Here is a 15,406-nt window from a genome sequence, read left to right on the forward strand (position 1 = left end):
CCGTCACCACGGCAGGCGCCATGGTCTGTTCGAGGTTGGGCTTGAAGCACGAGATCCCGGCAGGCGCAGGGATGACGGAAGTGGGAAGAACCATGCGCGGGCGCCTAGCGGTACGGCGCATCGGCGGCAAGGTTCGCCGCAATCGAACGCTCCCAGCGATCGCCGTTGTCGAGCAGCTTGGCCTTGTCGTAGATCAGCTCCTCGCGCGTCTCGGTGGCGAACTCGAAGTCCGGCCCCTCGACGATCGCGTCGACCGGGCAGGCTTCCTGGCACAGGCCGCAGTAGATGCACTTGGTCATGTCGATGTCGTAGCGCGTGGTGCGACGGCTGCCGTCGTCACGCGGCTCGGCCTCGATGGTGATCGCCAGTGCCGGGCACACTGCCTCGCACAGCTTGCAGGCGATGCAGCGTTCCTCGCCATTGGGATAACGGCGCAGCGCATGCTCGCCGCGGAAGCGCGGCGACAGCGGGTTCTTTTCATACGGGTAGTTGATCGTCGCCTTGGGCTTGAAGAAATACTTCAGCGTGAGGGCATGAGCCTTCACGAATTCCCAAAGCGTGAACGATTTGACGAGCTGAGCGACGCTCACGATCCGTTTCCTATCATTCGGTCGATCAACACGACCACCAAGCCGATCACCACGCCCGCCAGGGCCCGGTTAAGCAGCGCGCCGGGCCGCAGCCCCGCGCGTTCGATCGCTGTCTGCATGCGCGCGCCGATCACATCGGTACCCGCATCAGCATCAGCACGCCCGACACCAGGAACACCCAGAACAGCGACAGGGGCAGGAACACCTTCCAGCCGAGCCGCATCAGCTGATCATACCGGTAACGCGGCACGGTCGCCTTCACCCAGCTGAACAGGAAGAAGAAGAACCCCATCTTCAGCAGCAGCCAGATGATGCCCGGCACCCAATAGAGGAAGCCGATGTTCAGCGGCGGCAGCCAGCCACCCCAGAACAGCGTAGCGTTGAGCGCGCACATCAGGATGACGTTGGCATATTCGCCGAGCCAGAACAGCGCAAAGCTCATCGAGCTATATTCGGTCTGGTAACCGGCGACGAGCTCGCTCTCCGCCTCGGTAAGATCGAACGGCGCGCGCTGCGTCTCGGCGAGGCTGGAGATGAAGAACATCACCGCCATCGGGAACAGCAGCGGGTTGATCCAGAAGCCGTTGATCCAGCCGAGGCCATGGCCCTGCTGGGCGACGACGATGTCGGACAGGTTGAAGCTGCCCGCCCACATCACCACCGAGATCAGGATGAAGCCGATCGCGACTTCGTAGCTGACCATCTGCGCGGCCGCGCGGAGCGCCGAGTAGAAGGGATATTTGGAGTTGGACGCCCAGCCCGACAGGATCACGCCGTAGACGCCGAGCGACGAGGCCGCGAGCACGTAGAGCAGGCCGACGTTGATGTCGGCAAGCACCACGCCCGCCTGCCACGGGATCACCGCCCAGACGATCAGCGCCACCGTGAAGGTGATGATCGGTGCGAGCAGGAAGAGCCCGCGGTTGGCCGCCGACGGCACGATGGTTTCCTGGAGGAACACCTTGAGACCATCGGCAAAGCTCTGCAGCAGGCCGAACGGGCCGACCACGTTGGGGCCGCGGCGCAATGCCATCGCCGCCCAGATCTTGCGATCGGCATAGATGATCATCGCCACCGCCAGCATCAGCGGCAGCGCGATCACCAGAATGCCGATGATGGTCGCGACGAACCACGCCCAGCCATACGGCATGCCGACCGTGTAGGTGAAGAAATTAGTCACTCCGCGGCCTCCGCGAACTCTTCGCCATGGATCAGTTCGGCCGAGCAGCGCTGCATCGTCGGCGATGCGCGGCAGATCGCGTTGGTCAGGTAGAAATCCTTGATCGGGTAGCCGGCGAGATCACCCTGCGCGGCACCGTCCAGCGACGGCGGGTTCCAGGCGAAGGTGGCAAGGCCGGGGCTGCGCAGCGCCGGAACCTCGGTCGCCATCGCCTCGCGCAGGCCGGCCAGGCTGTCGAACGGCAGGGTGTGGCCGAGCACTTCGGACAATGCACGGAAGATCGTCCAATCCTCGCGCGCATCGCCGGGGGCGAACACGGCCCGCTCGCCACGCTGGACGCGGCCTTCGAGGTTCACCCAGGTACCCGATTTCTCGGCATAGGTGACGCCCGGCAGGATCACGTCGGCATGGTGCGCACCCTGGTCGCCATGATGACCGACATAGACCTTGAACCCGGCGAACTTGGTGAAGTCCACCTCGTCGGCGCTGAGGAAGAAGGTGAGCTTGGCATCGGCGAGGTCGGCGATGCCGCCCGTCTGCGCATAGCCGAGCATCAGCCCGCCCATCCGCGCCGCGGCCATGTGGACGACGTTGAAGCCGTTCCAGCCGTCACGCACCAGGTTGAACTCGCTCGCGAACTTGAGCGCAGCGCCATGGCCGCCCTTCAACGCGCCACCGCCGACGATGACCATCGGCTTGGCGGCGTTGCGGAACAGCTCCGCCGCGGCTTCCGGCAAATTGCCGAGCAGCGACAGCTCGCTGCCGAGCCACTCGACCTTGTAGGTCAGGTCGGTCTCGGGCCCGATCGCATAGACCTTGGCGCCCTTCTTGATCGCCTTGCGGATCCGCGTGTTCACCAGCGGCGCTTCCCAGCGCAGGTTGGTGCCCACCAGCAGAATCGCATCGGCCTGTTCCACGCCGGCGATGGTGGTGTTGAAGTTCACCGCGGCGAGGCTGGACGTATCATAGTCCATGCCCGTCTGGCGGCCTTCGAGCAGCGTCGACCCCATCGCGGCGAGCATCGCCTTGGCGGCGTACATCGTCTCGCAGTCGAGCTGGTCGCCCGCGACCGCGGCGACGCTCGATCCGGCATTGACCGCCTTGATCGCTGCGAACGCCTCGTCCCAGCTGACCGGCACGAGCTTGCCGCCCTTGCGGATGAACGGCTTGTCGAGGCGGCGGCGGACCAGGCCGTCGACATGGTGGCGGGTCTTGTCGCTCGCCCACTCCTCGTTGACGTCCTCGTTGATGCGCGGCACGCAGCGCAGCACCTGGCGGCCGCGGCTGTCGAGGCGGATGTTGGTGCCCACCGCGTCCATCACGTCAATCGCCAGCGTCTTCTTGAGCTCCCAAGGCCGCGCCTCATAGGCGTAGGGCTTGGAGGTCAGCGCACCGACCGGGCAGAGATCGACGACGTTGCCGCTGAGTTCGCTCGTCACCGCCTGCTCGAGGTAGGAGGTGATCTGCATGTCCTCGCCGCGATAGATCGCGCCGATTTCCTCGACGCCGGCGACTTCCTCGGCAAAGCGCACGCAGCGGGTGCACTGGATGCACCGGGTCATGATCGTCTTGACGATCGGGCCCATGTACTTCTCGGTCACCGCGCGCTTGTTCTCGGTGTAGCGGCTGTGGCCCTTGCCGTACGCGACGGACTGGTCCTGCAGATCGCACTCACCGCCCTGATCGCAGATCGGGCAATCGAGCGGATGATTGATCAGCAGGAACTCCATCACGCCCTCGCGGGCCTGTTTGACCATCGGCGAGGTGGTGAACACCTCCTGGTTGTCCGCGGCCGGCAGCGCGCAGGAGGCCTGCGGCTTGGGCGGGCCGGGCTTCACCTCGACCAGGCACATCCGGCAGTTGCCGGCGATGCTGAGCCGCTCGTGATAGCAGAAGCGCGGGATCTCTTTGCCCGCGATCTCGCACGCCTGAAGCACGGTGGCGCCCTGCGGCACCTCCACTTCGATTCCATCGACCTTGAGCTTGGGCATTACTCGGCAGCTTCCATCATCGGTGCCAGATCGCCGCCGCGCTCGCGGATGCGGCGTTCGATTTCGGGGCGGAAATGCTTGATCAGACCCTGGATCGGCCAGGCCGCAGCATCGCCGAGCGCGCAGATCGTGTGGCCTTCGATCTGCTTGGTGACCTGCTGCAGCGTGTCGATCTCGGAAATGTCGGCGTCGCCGGTGCGCAGCCGCTCCATCACCCGCCACATCCAGCCGGTGCCCTCGCGGCACGGCGTGCACTGGCCGCAGCTCTCATGCTTGTAGAAATAGGAGATCCGGCTGATCGCGCGGACGATGTCGGTGGACTTGTCCATCACGATCACCGCAGCGGTGCCGAGCCCCGAGCCAACCGCCTTGAGGCCGTCGAAATCCATCGGCGCGTCCATGATATCGCGCGCGGGCACCAGTGGCACCGACGAGCCCCCCGGGATCACCGCGAGCAGGTTGTCCCAGCCCCCGCGGATGCCGCCGCAGTGCGTTTCGATCATCTCGCGGAAGGAGATCCCCATCGCGTCCTCCACCACACAAGGCCGGTTCACGTGCCCCGAGATCTGGAAGAGCTTGGTGCCCTTGTTGTTGTCGCGTCCGAAGGAGGAGAACCAGGCGGCGCCGCGGCGGAGGATGGTCGGGACCACGGCGATCGATTCGACGTTGTTCACCGTCGTAGGGCAGCCATAAAGGCCGGCACCCGCCGGGAACGGCGGCTTGAGCCGCGGCTGGCCCTTCTTGCCCTCAAGGCTCTCAAGCATCGCGGTTTCTTCGCCGCAGATGTAGGCGCCGGCGCCGCGGTGGACGAAGACGTCGAAATCATAGCCAGAACCGCTGGCATTCTTGCCAATCAGGCCCTTGTCATAGGCCTCGGCCACCGCCGCGAACAGCGTTTCGGCCTCGCGGATATATTCGCCGCGGATGTAGATGTAGGCGGCGCGAGCGCGCATCGCGAAGCCGGCGATCAGCGCGCCCTCGATCAGCTTGTGCGGATCGTGGCGGATGATCTCGCGATCCTTGCACGAGCCCGGCTCGGACTCGTCGGCGTTTATAACCAGGAAGTTCGGCCGGTCCGGCTTGGGCTCCTTGGGCATGAACGACCATTTGGTCCCGGTCGGGAAGCCGGCGCCGCCGCGGCCGCGCAGCCCCGAGGCCTTGACCACGTCGATGATCGCATCTTGGCCAAGCGTCATCAGCGCCTTGGTATTGTCCCAGTCGCCCCGCTTCAGCGCGCCCTCGAGGTTCCATGGCTGGAACCCGTAGACGTTGGTGAAGATGCGGTCCTTGTCAGCCAGCATCAGGCCCACTCGCTCCGATAATCGTGGTTGTCGCCCACCATCGCCGTGAGCGTGGTCGGCTCGCCTTCCGGCGCACTGGTCTGGCGGCCGATGGTAGAACCGGTCTTGGGCTGTTCACCCTTGGCCAGCGCCTCGAGTACCGCCACGGTGCGATCGTAGTCCAGGTCTTCGTAATTGTCGTCGTTGATCTGGACCATCGGCGCGTTGGCGCAGGTGCCGAGGCATTCCACCTCGGTCAGCGTGAACATGCCGTCCGGCGTGGTGCCGCCCTTGACGAGCCCACGGTTCTTGCAGGCCGCGAGCACGTCGTCCGACCCGCGCAGCATGCACGGCGTGGTGCCGCACACCTGGACGTGGAACCGGCCGACCGGGGCGAGATTGAACATCGTGTAGAAGGTCGCGACCTCGAACACGCGCATATACGGCACGCCGATCTGACGCGCCACGAACTCGATCACCGGCACCGGCAGCCAGCCCTGGGTATGCGTTTCCGCCCCCACCTGGCGCTGGGCGAGATCGAGGAACGGGATCGACGCCGACTGCTCGCGACCCTTGGGGTAGCGACCGAGGATCTCGTTGGCCGTGATCTGATTCTCGTCCGACCAAGTGAAGCCGCCCCAGCGGGCGCGGGTCTCGGCTTCGTCGGGGATTTGCGCTGCTTCAGCCATCAGCGGTCACACTCACCAAAAACAATATCCATCGCGCCCAGGATCGCCGTGATGTCGGCAAGCATGTGGCCGCGGCTCATGAAGTCCATCGCCTGGAGATGGCTGAACGCGGTCGGGCGGATCTTGCAGCGATACGGCTTGTTGGAACCATCCGCGACCAGGAACACGCCGAACTCACCCTTCGGGCTCTCGGTGGCGACATACACTTCGCCGGCGGGGACGTGATAGCCCTCGGTATAGAGCTTGAAGTGATGGATCAGGGCTTCCATCGACTGCTTCATCTCGGCGCGCTTGGGCGGCACCACCTTGCGGTCGCTGCTGGCGATCGGTCCCTCGGGCATGTCGCGGAGGCACTGCTTCATGATCCGTGCAGACTGACGGACCTCTTCGACGCGGACCATGAAGCGATCATAGCAATCGCCGCGGGTGCCGACCGGAATGTCGAAGTCCATCTTGGCATAAACATCATAGGGCTGCGACTTGCGCAGATCCCAGGGAATGCCGGCGCCGCGGATCATCGGGCCCGAGAAGCCCCAGGCGATCGCATCCTCGCGGCTGACGATCGCGATATCGACGTTGCGCTGCTTGAAGATCCGGTTGTCGGCAACCAGGCTGATCGCATCCTCGAACAGCCGCGGCAGGCGGGTGTCGAGCCAGTCGGCGATATCGGTGAGCAGCTTGAGCGGCACATCCTGATGGACGCCGCCCGGACGGAAATAGTTGGAGTGCATCCGCGCACCGGTCGCGCGCTCGAAGAAATTGAAGCAATCCTCGCGGATCTCGAACAGCCACAGGTTCGGCGTCATCGCGCCGACGTCCATCACATGGCTGCCGAGGTTGAGCATGTGATTGGAAATGCGGGTCAGCTCGGCGAAGAACACGCGGAGATACTGCGCGCGCTCCGGCACCTCGAGATCGAGCAGCTTCTCGATCGCCAGAACGAACGTGTGCTCCATGCACATCGGTGAGCAATAATCGAGGCGATCGAAGTAAGGGATCGCCTGCGCGTAGGTCTTGTACTCGATCAGCTTCTCGGTGCCGCGATGCAGCAGGCCGACGTGCGGATCGATCCGCTCGATGATCTCGCCATCAAGTTCGGTGACCAGCCGCAGCACGCCGTGCGCGGCAGGATGCTGCGGCCCGAAGTTGATGGTGTAGTTCTGGATCGCGACATCGCCCTCGGTCGGGTGCGCGCCGCTGGTCTTGTCCAGCAGCTCGTCGACATAAGGATCGACCGTCGTCGTGGCGGGCGCGATCAGCGTTTCCTGGCTCACTGGTTCTGTCCTTCGCCCTTGGAGGGGACGACGTCGGCGTCCACGGGCTTGTCTTCACGCTTGTTGCCGGCATCAGCGTCGCCAGCGCCGGTCTTCGCGGTGCTGGTGGCGTCGTTCTTGGCGTAAGGCTCGCTACCCGCGGTCGGCGCCTTGGCAGGCGACTGGGCGGCATCGGCCTTCTGGATCGCATCGGCGTTCAGCGGCGTCGGCGCACCCTTGGCCTCGGGCAGCGCCGCCTTTTCGTCACCCGGCAGCACATATTGCGCGCCTTCCCAGGGACTCTGGAAGTCGAAGGTGCGGAAGTCCTGCGCCAGCTGCACCGGCTGGTAGACGACGCGCTTGTCTTCCTCGGAATAGCGCATCTCGACAAAGCCGCTGAGCGGGAAGTCCTTGCGCTGCGGATGTCCGCTGAAGCCATAGTCGGTGAGGATGCGACGCAGGTCGGCGTTGCCGGTGAACAGCACGCCGTACATGTCGTACACCTCGCGCTCGAGCCAGCCGGCGACCGGCCACAGCCCGGTCACCGACGGCACCGGCTGGGCGTCATCGGTCGAGACGTGGACGTGGAGGCGATGATTGCGCGTGAGCGACAGCAGACAATAGACCACCTCGAAGCGCTCCGGGCGCTCCGGATAATCGACGCCGGCAATCTCCATCAGCTGCTGATATTCGAGGCCGGGCGTGTCACGCAGCGCGGCAAGCACCGTGACGATCGCCTGGCGCTCGACGTACAGCGCGACCTCACCAACCTGCTCGACCGCGTCGATCAGCGAAGCGCCAACCGCGGCGCGAACCGCATCGATCGTCTCACCATTGAGGTTGGCCGCAAAGGCAGGAGCAGGCGCCCTCACCGTTCGATGCTCCCCGAGCGACGGATCTTCCGCTGCAGCTGCATGATGCCGTAGAGCAACGCCTCGGCCGTCGGCGGGCAGCCCGGCACGTAGATGTCGACGGGCACGATCCGGTCACAGCCGCGCACAACGCTGTAGCTGTAATGGTAATAGCCGCCGCCGTTCGCACAGGATCCCATCGAGATCACATACTTCGGGTTCGACATCTGATCGTAGACCTTGCGCAGTGCCGGTGCCATCTTGTTGCACAGCGTGCCAGCCACGATCATCACGTCAGACTGGCGCGGGCTCGCCCGTGGCGCGGCGCCAAACCGCTCCAGGTCGTAACGCGGCATGTTGACGTGGATCATCTCGACCGCGCAGCAGGCGAGGCCGAAGGTCATCCACCACAACGAGCCGGTACGGGCCCATTGGAACAGATCCTCGGTTGAGGTAACAAGGAAGCCCTTGTCGGTCAGTTCGCCGTTGAGGCTGTCGAAAAAGCCCTGGTCGGGCGGAACGAGCGAGCTGGCAGAAGCCGCGCGATCGAGCTCGACGGGTCCGGAAGAGGGCATCATTCCCAATCCAACGCTCCCTTCTTCCATGCGTATACGAGGCCAAGCGCAAGCTCGGCGATAAAGATCATCATCGAGAACCAAGCCGTCCACCCGAGGGTGAAGACAGAGACCGCCCAGGGATAGATGAAGGCGGCTTCGAGGTCGAAGATGATGAACAGGATGGCGATGAGGTAGAAGCGCACGTCGAACTGGCTGCGCGGATCCTCGAAGGCCGGGAACCCGCATTCATATTCGGAGAGCTTCTGCTCGTTGGGCTTGTGCGCCCCGGTGAGCCGACCGACTACCATCGGCAGGAACACAAAGGCGCTCGACAGCGCCAGGGCGACGCCGAGGAATAGCAGGATCGGCAGGTATTGCGACAGATCGACCAATTGGCTTCTCGCAAGTGCGAATGATGGGGTGGCTTTAGGACGATGCAAACGACCCGGCAAGGCCGCGAGGCCTTGAGAATCACTCGCAAAAATAGGTCAGGCGTACGACCGTTAGCCACCGGCCGCACTATAGGCGCCGGAACCTCGCCACGCTGATGAGATCCCGTGCTTTTACAGATAGTAACGATGACCGGCGATGCAAACCCCGCCGGCTCATCAGCGGCGGATCAGCGCAGCGCGCTCGCCACCAGTTTGTGCAGTCGCGAATGGAGGGAATCGTTGGCGGCGAGGAACTCGTTACGCTCCATCGCTCGATCGCCGCCGCGGAAATCGGTGACGAAGCCACCGGCTTCTTTGACCAGCAACACGCCGGCGGCGACGTCCCACGGCTTGAGCCCGGATTCCCAATAACCGTCGTAGCGGCCGGCGGCGACCCAGGCGAGATCGAGCGCCGCGGCGCCGAACCGGCGGATGCCGGCAACCTCAGGGGCGACGGCACCGAAGATGCGGCTCCACTGGACGAAATCGCCATGGCCGAGGAACGGGATGCCGGTCGCGATCAGCGCCTCGCTCATGTCGCGCCGCGACGACACGCGTAGCCGCTGGTCGGTGAGCCAGGCGCCGCGGCCCTTCTCGGCCCAGAAGCTCTCGTCGGTCAGCGGCTGGTAGATCAACGCGGTGGTCACCTCGCGCTTGCCGCTCGGCAACGGCTCCTCGACCGCGATCGACATGGCGAAATGCGGGATGCCGTGGAGGAAGTTGGAGGTGCCATCCAGCGGATCGATGATGAAGCGCGGCTTGCTCGGATCGCCGATCACCTCGCCACCCTCCTCCATCAGGAAGCCCCAGTCCGGCCGCGCCTTGCTGAGCTCCTGGTAGAGCGTGTCCTCGGCGCGCTTGTCGGCCATGGTCACGAAATCCGCCGGTCCCTTGCGGCTGACCTGGAGGTGCTGGACCTCGTTGAAGTCGCGACGAAGCTGCGGCGCGGCCTTGCGGGCGGCGCGCTCGATGACGGTCATGATGCCGGAATGGCTGGGCATGGTTTCTTCTCGATACCCCCCTCCCGGCGGGAGAGAGAAGGACCCGCCGCTGGTGACGGTGGGATGGTGAGGCCGGGCGAGGCATGGGCCCCGCCGGGCTTCGGAACGCTGGGCCGTGCTCTCCCGACGGGAGAGGGATGCGATCAGTCGGCGCGGCGGACGTAGGTCTGTTCGTAGACATCAACCACGATCCTGGTACCGGCGCCGATATGCGGGGGTACCATCACGCGCACGCCATTCTCGAGCAGCGCGGGCTTGTAGCTCGATGAGGCGGTCTGCCCCTTCACCACGGCGTCGGCCTCGACGATCGTCGCCTCGATCGTGCTCGGCAGCTCGACCGAGATCGGGCGCTCGTCATAGAGTTCGAGGACCACGTCCATGCCGTCCTGAAGGAAGGCCGCGGCATCGCCGAGGATGCCGGCATCGAGCGTGATCTGCTCGTAATTGTCCTTGTCCATGAAGGTCAGCGCATCGCCGTCGCGGAACAGGAACTGGAAGTCCTTGGTGTCGAGGCGGACGCGCTCGACCGTTTCGGCGGAGCGGAAGCGGACGTTGTTCTTGCGGCCATCGATCAGGTTCTTCATCTCGACCTGCATGTAGGCGCCGCCCTTGCCGGGCTGGGTGTGCTGGATCTTCACCGCACGCCAGATGCCGCCTTCATACTCGATGATGTTGCCGGGACGAATGTCCACGCCGCTGATCTTCATGGATTTGACCTACTGCAAAGAGCGAGGGCACCCAGCGGCGCCCGATGGCGCGCCTTTAGCTTGCGGGCCGCCGGGCGGCAAGCATCGGGTAGGGGTTGATGTCCTCACCCTGGTACCAGCGCTCGTCCGGGCGGGTACGCTGCAGCCCGAAATGGAGGTGGTAATTGCCGGGTCCGGCATCGCCGGTGTCGCCGACAAAGGCGATCCGCTCGCCCGTCGTCACGGCCTGGCCTTCGTGCAGCCCCGGCACGTAACCGGCGAGGTGGGCATAATAATAGACCATCTGGCGGTCAGGCGAGCGGACGTAGACGGTGGTGCCGCCGAGCCGCGACTGGAACAGCTTCTCGACCACGCCCGGGGCCGCGGCGACAACCGGCGTCCCGGCCGGCGCGGCGATGTCGGTGCCGTGGTGGCTGCGCGCGCCGCCGCCCCGCGCCTCGCCCCAATTGTCGCGGATCGCGCTGCGCGCGATACCCGCGACCGGTACGGCGAGCACGCCGGTGGAGAGTGACGCCAGACGCTCGGACCGCGACTCGCGATCTGTTGGCGGCGGCACCGCGATCGACATGCGTTCGCCCCCACTGCCGAAGCTGGTCATCGACAGGAAGGCTCCCAGTCCGGCGACAATCAGCCCGAGAATGCCCCAGCCGAGCCGCGTCATGCTCGCACCCGCCATGTCGTCGCCGTCATCGTTCGTTCTCCCGTCCGAAAACAACGGGCGACCCGCCGCTTTGTTTCCCATACGGAACGATCGTGGTCTGGCCTAGCCGAGCAGCGCGGCGAAGTCGCGGATCGCCGCAGCCTCGTCGCCGTTCCACACCGCACCCGAGACGGCGATGAAATCGGCGCCGGCGACGATCAGCGGCGCGGCATTGGCCGGGGTGATCCCGCCAATCGCTACCGAGGGAAGCTCGAACATCGACGCCCACCACGACAGGATCGACGGCTCGGCGTGATGCTTCACCTCCTTGGTGGTGGTCGGATAGAAGCTGCCGAACGCGACATAATCCGCGCCGGCCTCGCCGGCCTCCATCGCGAGGTGGCGGCTGTCGTGGCAGGTGACGCCGATCTGGGCGTTGGGCCCAAGCGCGGTGCGCGCCTCGCGCGAGTCGCCATCCTCCTGGCCGAGGTGGACGCCATCGGCCCCGAGCCGCTTGGCAAGGCTGATGCTGTCGTTGACGATGAACGCCACGTCGCGCTCGGCGCAGATCCGCTGCAGCGGATCTGCGAGCGCTGCGGCGGCATGCTGGTCAACGTCCTTGATGCGGAACTGGAAGGCGGCGACCGGCCCCGCGTCGAGCGCACGCGCGAGCCGGTCGGCAAAGCCGCCGGTGACGTCGAGCGGCGAGATCAGGTACAATTGGCAGGGCGGCCGGCGGTCGGTCCGCTTGAAGTTGGCGGCGAAATCAGGGTCGAGGGGCCCGAGGGGATCGTCTTCAATCATGCCAGCCCCCCTACCCTGTCCGTGCCGCCAGCGAAAGCAGCGCGCTTATGCCTCGTTCTATTCATCCCCCTTGTAGATGGCGATCAGCTTGGCGAGCATGTCCAGCGCCTCCTCGCGCGGGCGCTGGAAGGTGTTGCGGCCGATGATCGAGCCGTTGCCGCCGCCGGCGAGAATGTCGCGCGCATCCTGGTAGACGGCGTCGGTGCCCTTGGCGGCGCCGCCCGAAAAGACGACGATGCGGCGCCCCGCGAAGCTTGCCTGGACGACATGGCGGACGCGATCGGCCTGGCTAGACCAGTCGGTGCCCGCATAGGCCTGCTGCGCCTCGGGCTGCTCGATGTGCGCGGTCGGCAGCTTGACCTTGATGATGTGCGCGCCGAGCAGCGCCGGGATATGCGCGGCATAGGCGCCGACGTCGAGCGCGAGCTCGCCCTCCTTGGAGAGCTTGCCGCCGCGCGGATAGCTCCACAGCACGGTGGCGATGCCGACCGACTTGGCTTCTTCGGCGAGTTCGCGAAATTCCTCGATCTGCTCGAGGATCTGGTCCGAGCCCGGATAGATGGTGAAGCCGATCGCCGCGCAGCCGAGCCGCAGCGCATCCGAGACGCTGCCGGTCACCGCCTGGTCGATGCTGGTCGCCCAGCTGTTCGAGCTGTTGAGCTTGAGGATGGTCGGGACCTGCCCGGCGAAGGTATCCGCCCCCGCCTCGAGGGCGCCGAGCGGCGCTGCATAAGCGGACAGACCGGCATCGACGGCGAGCTGATAGTGGTAATGGGGATCATAGGCCGCCGGGTTGATCGCGAACGAGCGCGCCGGACCATGTTCAAAGCCCTGATCGACCGGCAGGATCACCAGCTTGCCGGTGCCGCCGAGCTTGCCGTGCATCAGGATGCGGGCAAGGTTCGCCTTCACCGCCGGGCTGGTCGCTTCATAGTTGTCGAGAATTGCTTGGACGGTCGGCGTCATGGCAGGCTCCTTGGAAACAAGAACAACAGGTCGGTCAAAGCATCAGCCAGCGGCGCAGCGCCTGGTCGATCTGCTCCATCCGGGTTGCGGAGGCGTGCCCGATCACGCCGCGCAGCCGTGTGCGGGGGATGCTGGCGATACGATCGACCTGCACCTCGCATTCGGCGGTCAACCCGTTCTGCTCGCGCGGTGAGACCGTGACGCGGAACAGCGCCTCGCCCCCCACCCTGCTGGTCAGCGGGCACAAAGTGACGGTGCTGTGAGACTCGTTGAACAGATCGGACTGAACGACCACGCACGGCCGCTCGGCTCCGTCCCCCCAGTCGGCAACGAGCACGATCGCGCCATGGCCGACGGCGCCGCCATCGGGCTGCGCAGGATTCGCCCAGAACCGTTCGTCCGCGGCATCGTCGCGAGCAGAGGCGCGCAGCGACTGGCGCCGCGCCTCGCGCCGATAGGCGTCGTCGTGCAGATCAACGAAGCGACGCACCGCCTCGCGTGCGACATCGCTCTTGCTGCGCCCCTGGGTGCGCGACACCGCGGCAAGCCGTTCTTCCAAATCGGTATCGAGCCGAACGCCCAGCATCACCTATCCCCGTTTAACATGTTAAACGCTAGCTCACGCCGGTGTTCGGTTCAACTGCAGAATGGCTTGGATCGCCCCGCCCTTCCTCTTGACGAATGACGTGAATTCCGATGGATTCTAATTCAGGGGGGACAAGGACGATGAAGAGGATGGCCCAGTGGGCTGCAGCCCTGCTGCTCATAGCGGGCACGGCAGCCGGAACGGGAGCCGGTGCGGCCGCCGACAAACGGCTGACGGTCGGCACAAGCGCGCCCGATTTCGAGCTGACCATGCTCGACAACAGCAAGGTTCGGCTCGCCGATCTGCGTGGGCAGGTGGTGGTGCTGAATTTCTGGGCGACCTGGTGCGGCCCGTGCCGAGCGGAACTGCCGCTGCTCGACACCTATTATCGGGCGCGCAGCAATCGTGGGCTGAGGGTCATCGCCATCGCTACCGAGGATTCGCTGCCGGTCTTCAAGCTGAAGCCGCTGTTCGCGGCGATGGCCATCCGGTCGGCACGGCGCATCAAGGGGCCCTATGACATCATGGGGGCGCTGCCGACAAACTACGTGATCGATCGCACCGGCGTGATCCGCTACGCCAAGGCCGGCGCTTTCACGCTAGACGAACTCAATGGCGTGCTGGTGCCGCTCCTCAACGAAGCGGCACCGGCCAAGCTCGCCGCGGCGAGCTGATCAGCGCGGGCTGATCAGTTGGTCAGCGCCGCGACGCCGGGCAGGTCGCGGCCTTCCATCCACTCGAGGAAGGCACCGCCGGCTGTCGACACGAAGGTGAAGCGATCGGCGACGCCGGCCTGGTTGAGCGCGGCGACGGTGTCGCCGCCGCCGGCGACCGAGACCAGGCTGCCATCCTGGGTGAGCGCCGCCGCGGTCTTGGCGAGGCTGACAGTGGCGACATCGAACGGCGGTGTCTCGAACGCGCCCATCGGCCCGTTCCACACCAGGGTGCGGCAATTCTTGAGCACGTCGCCCAGCGCCTCGACCGCCGCCGGACCGACATCGAGGATCATCTCGTCGGCCGCGACCTCGTGGACGTTGACGGTGCGGGTAGCCGGGTTCGGCTTGAACTCGGTGGCGACGACCACGTCATAGGGCAGGTGGACGGTGCAGCCGGCACGGTCCGCGGCGGCCATGATCTCGTCGGCGGTGCCGGTGAGATCATGCTCGCACAGCGACTTGCCGACGTTGACTCCGCGTGCGGCGAGGAAGGTGTTGGCCATGCCGCCGCCGATGATCAGGTGATCGACCTTGCCGACAAGATGCTTGAGCACATCGAGCTTGGTCGAGACCTTGGCGCCGCCGACCACCGCCGCCACCGGGTGCGCGGGGTTGCCCAGCGCCTTTTCCAGTGCGTCGAGCTCGGCCTCCATCGCGCGGCCTGCATAGGCGGGCAGGCGATGCGCGAGCCCCTCGGTCGAAGCATGGGCGCGATGCGCGGCGGAGAAGGCGTCGTTGACGTACAGATCGCCGAGCGCCGCGAAGCGATCGACCACCGCTGGATCGTTCTTTTCCTCGCCGCCAAAAAAACGGGTATTCTCGAGCACGGCGATGTCGCCCGCTTGCAGTGTCGCCACCGCGTCTTCCGCGCCCTCCCAGTCGATGTAGCGGACCGGGCGACCGAGCACCTGCTCATAGGGCTTGGTCACCAATGCCAGCGACAGATCGGGGGTCGGCGCCTTGGGCCGGCCGAAATGGGCTAGGACGAGCACGATCGCGCCTTTATCGGCCAGTTCGGTGACGGTGGGGATCGTCGCGCGCAACCGGGTGTCGTCGGTCACCACGCCATCGGCCATCGGCACATTAAGGTCCTCGCGGACGAGCACGCGCTTGCCGGTGACGTCGCCGATATCATCAAGCGTCTTGAAGGTCCTGGTCATCGCG

Annotated in this window: 18 protein-coding genes; 1 reads left to right on the top strand and 17 read right to left on the bottom strand. The window is 65.6% G+C overall.

Annotation, left to right across the window (positions count from 1 at the left end; genetic code table 11):
- Positions 1-104: 104 nt before the first annotated feature.
- The 16 genes from nuoI to OXR60_RS01385 all read right to left on the bottom strand — a co-directional run bounded on the left by nuoI (position 105) and on the right by OXR60_RS01385 (position 13,526).
- Positions 105-590 (bottom strand): NADH-quinone oxidoreductase subunit NuoI, encoded by a 486-nt coding sequence (gene nuoI / locus OXR60_RS01310; protein WP_267393270.1) that lies wholly within the window; start codon positions 588-590, stop codon positions 105-107.
- A complete protein-coding gene (locus OXR60_RS01315; protein ID WP_267393272.1) occupies positions 587-709 on the bottom strand; it encodes a hypothetical protein in 123 nt (40 codons plus the stop codon). The genes nuoI and OXR60_RS01315 overlap by 4 nt, the downstream gene beginning before the upstream one ends.
- Positions 710-720: 11 nt before the next feature.
- Entirely contained in the window at positions 721-1,740 is a 1,020-nt protein-coding gene (gene nuoH, locus OXR60_RS01320) for an NADH-quinone oxidoreductase subunit NuoH (RefSeq protein WP_267393594.1), read from the bottom strand.
- A 26-nt stretch (positions 1,741-1,766) separates the two neighbouring features.
- Positions 1,767-3,761, bottom strand: a complete 1,995-nt coding sequence (gene nuoG / locus OXR60_RS01325) for an NADH-quinone oxidoreductase subunit NuoG (protein ID WP_267393274.1) — start codon at positions 3,759-3,761, stop codon at positions 1,767-1,769.
- On the bottom strand, positions 3,761-5,062 hold the full coding sequence (gene nuoF / locus OXR60_RS01330; RefSeq protein WP_267393276.1) for an NADH-quinone oxidoreductase subunit NuoF: 1,302 nt from the start codon (positions 5,060-5,062) through the stop codon (positions 3,761-3,763). Before nuoF ends, nuoG begins: the two co-directional genes overlap by 1 nt.
- Positions 5,062-5,730: an NAD(P)H-dependent oxidoreductase subunit E gene (locus OXR60_RS01335; protein WP_267393278.1), complete on the bottom strand. Its 669-nt coding sequence runs from the start codon at positions 5,728-5,730 to the stop codon at positions 5,062-5,064. The genes nuoF and OXR60_RS01335 overlap by 1 nt, the downstream gene beginning before the upstream one ends.
- Positions 5,730-6,944, bottom strand: a complete 1,215-nt coding sequence (locus tag OXR60_RS01340) for an NADH-quinone oxidoreductase subunit D (RefSeq protein ID WP_267393596.1) — start codon at positions 6,942-6,944, stop codon at positions 5,730-5,732. Before OXR60_RS01340 ends, OXR60_RS01335 begins: the two co-directional genes overlap by 1 nt.
- A gap of 56 nt (positions 6,945-7,000) precedes the next feature.
- Positions 7,001-7,855: an NADH-quinone oxidoreductase subunit C gene (locus OXR60_RS01345; RefSeq protein WP_267393280.1), complete on the bottom strand. Its 855-nt coding sequence runs from the start codon at positions 7,853-7,855 to the stop codon at positions 7,001-7,003.
- Positions 7,852-8,409 (bottom strand): NADH-quinone oxidoreductase subunit B, encoded by a 558-nt coding sequence (locus tag OXR60_RS01350; protein ID WP_267393282.1) that lies wholly within the window; start codon positions 8,407-8,409, stop codon positions 7,852-7,854. Before OXR60_RS01350 ends, OXR60_RS01345 begins: the two co-directional genes overlap by 4 nt.
- The gene (ndhC, locus tag OXR60_RS01355; RefSeq protein ID WP_267393284.1) at positions 8,409-8,783 is read right to left on the bottom strand and encodes an NADH-quinone oxidoreductase subunit A; all 375 of its coding nucleotides are present in this window, start codon (positions 8,781-8,783) and stop codon (positions 8,409-8,411) included. Before ndhC ends, OXR60_RS01350 begins: the two co-directional genes overlap by 1 nt.
- Before the next feature lie 227 nt (positions 8,784-9,010).
- On the bottom strand, positions 9,011-9,823 hold the full coding sequence (locus OXR60_RS01360; RefSeq protein WP_267393285.1) for an inositol monophosphatase family protein: 813 nt from the start codon (positions 9,821-9,823) through the stop codon (positions 9,011-9,013).
- A gap of 143 nt (positions 9,824-9,966) precedes the next feature.
- Positions 9,967-10,530, bottom strand: a complete 564-nt coding sequence (gene efp, locus OXR60_RS01365) for an elongation factor P (RefSeq protein WP_267393286.1) — start codon at positions 10,528-10,530, stop codon at positions 9,967-9,969.
- Between the two features lie 55 nt (positions 10,531-10,585).
- On the bottom strand, positions 10,586-11,206 hold the full coding sequence (locus tag OXR60_RS01370; protein ID WP_267393287.1) for a M23 family metallopeptidase: 621 nt from the start codon (positions 11,204-11,206) through the stop codon (positions 10,586-10,588).
- A gap of 87 nt (positions 11,207-11,293) precedes the next feature.
- Positions 11,294-11,974: a thiamine phosphate synthase gene (gene thiE / locus OXR60_RS01375; RefSeq protein ID WP_267393289.1), complete on the bottom strand. Its 681-nt coding sequence runs from the start codon at positions 11,972-11,974 to the stop codon at positions 11,294-11,296.
- A gap of 57 nt (positions 11,975-12,031) precedes the next feature.
- On the bottom strand, positions 12,032-12,940 hold the full coding sequence (locus OXR60_RS01380) for a class I fructose-bisphosphate aldolase (protein ID WP_267393291.1): 909 nt from the start codon (positions 12,938-12,940) through the stop codon (positions 12,032-12,034).
- Positions 12,941-12,974: 34 nt separating this feature from the next.
- Entirely contained in the window at positions 12,975-13,526 is a 552-nt protein-coding gene (locus OXR60_RS01385) for a type II toxin-antitoxin system PemK/MazF family toxin (RefSeq protein ID WP_267393293.1), read from the bottom strand.
- 140 nt (positions 13,527-13,666) lie between these two features.
- Between OXR60_RS01385 and OXR60_RS01390 the strand changes: the two genes are divergently transcribed.
- The gene (locus tag OXR60_RS01390; protein WP_267393295.1) at positions 13,667-14,200 is read left to right on the top strand and encodes a TlpA disulfide reductase family protein; all 534 of its coding nucleotides are present in this window, start codon (positions 13,667-13,669) and stop codon (positions 14,198-14,200) included.
- Between the two features lie 14 nt (positions 14,201-14,214).
- On the opposite strand, the gene OXR60_RS01395 is transcribed toward OXR60_RS01390, so the two are convergent.
- Complete coding sequence (locus tag OXR60_RS01395; protein ID WP_267393297.1) at positions 14,215-15,402, bottom strand: phosphoglycerate kinase; 1,188 nt, start codon at positions 15,400-15,402, stop codon at positions 14,215-14,217.
- Between the last annotated feature and the right edge of the window lie 4 nt (positions 15,403-15,406).

The sequence above is a fragment of the Sphingomonas sp. GC_Shp_5 genome (assembly GCF_026540855.1).
In the GTDB taxonomy this organism is placed as follows: domain Bacteria; phylum Pseudomonadota; class Alphaproteobacteria; order Sphingomonadales; family Sphingomonadaceae; genus Sphingomonas.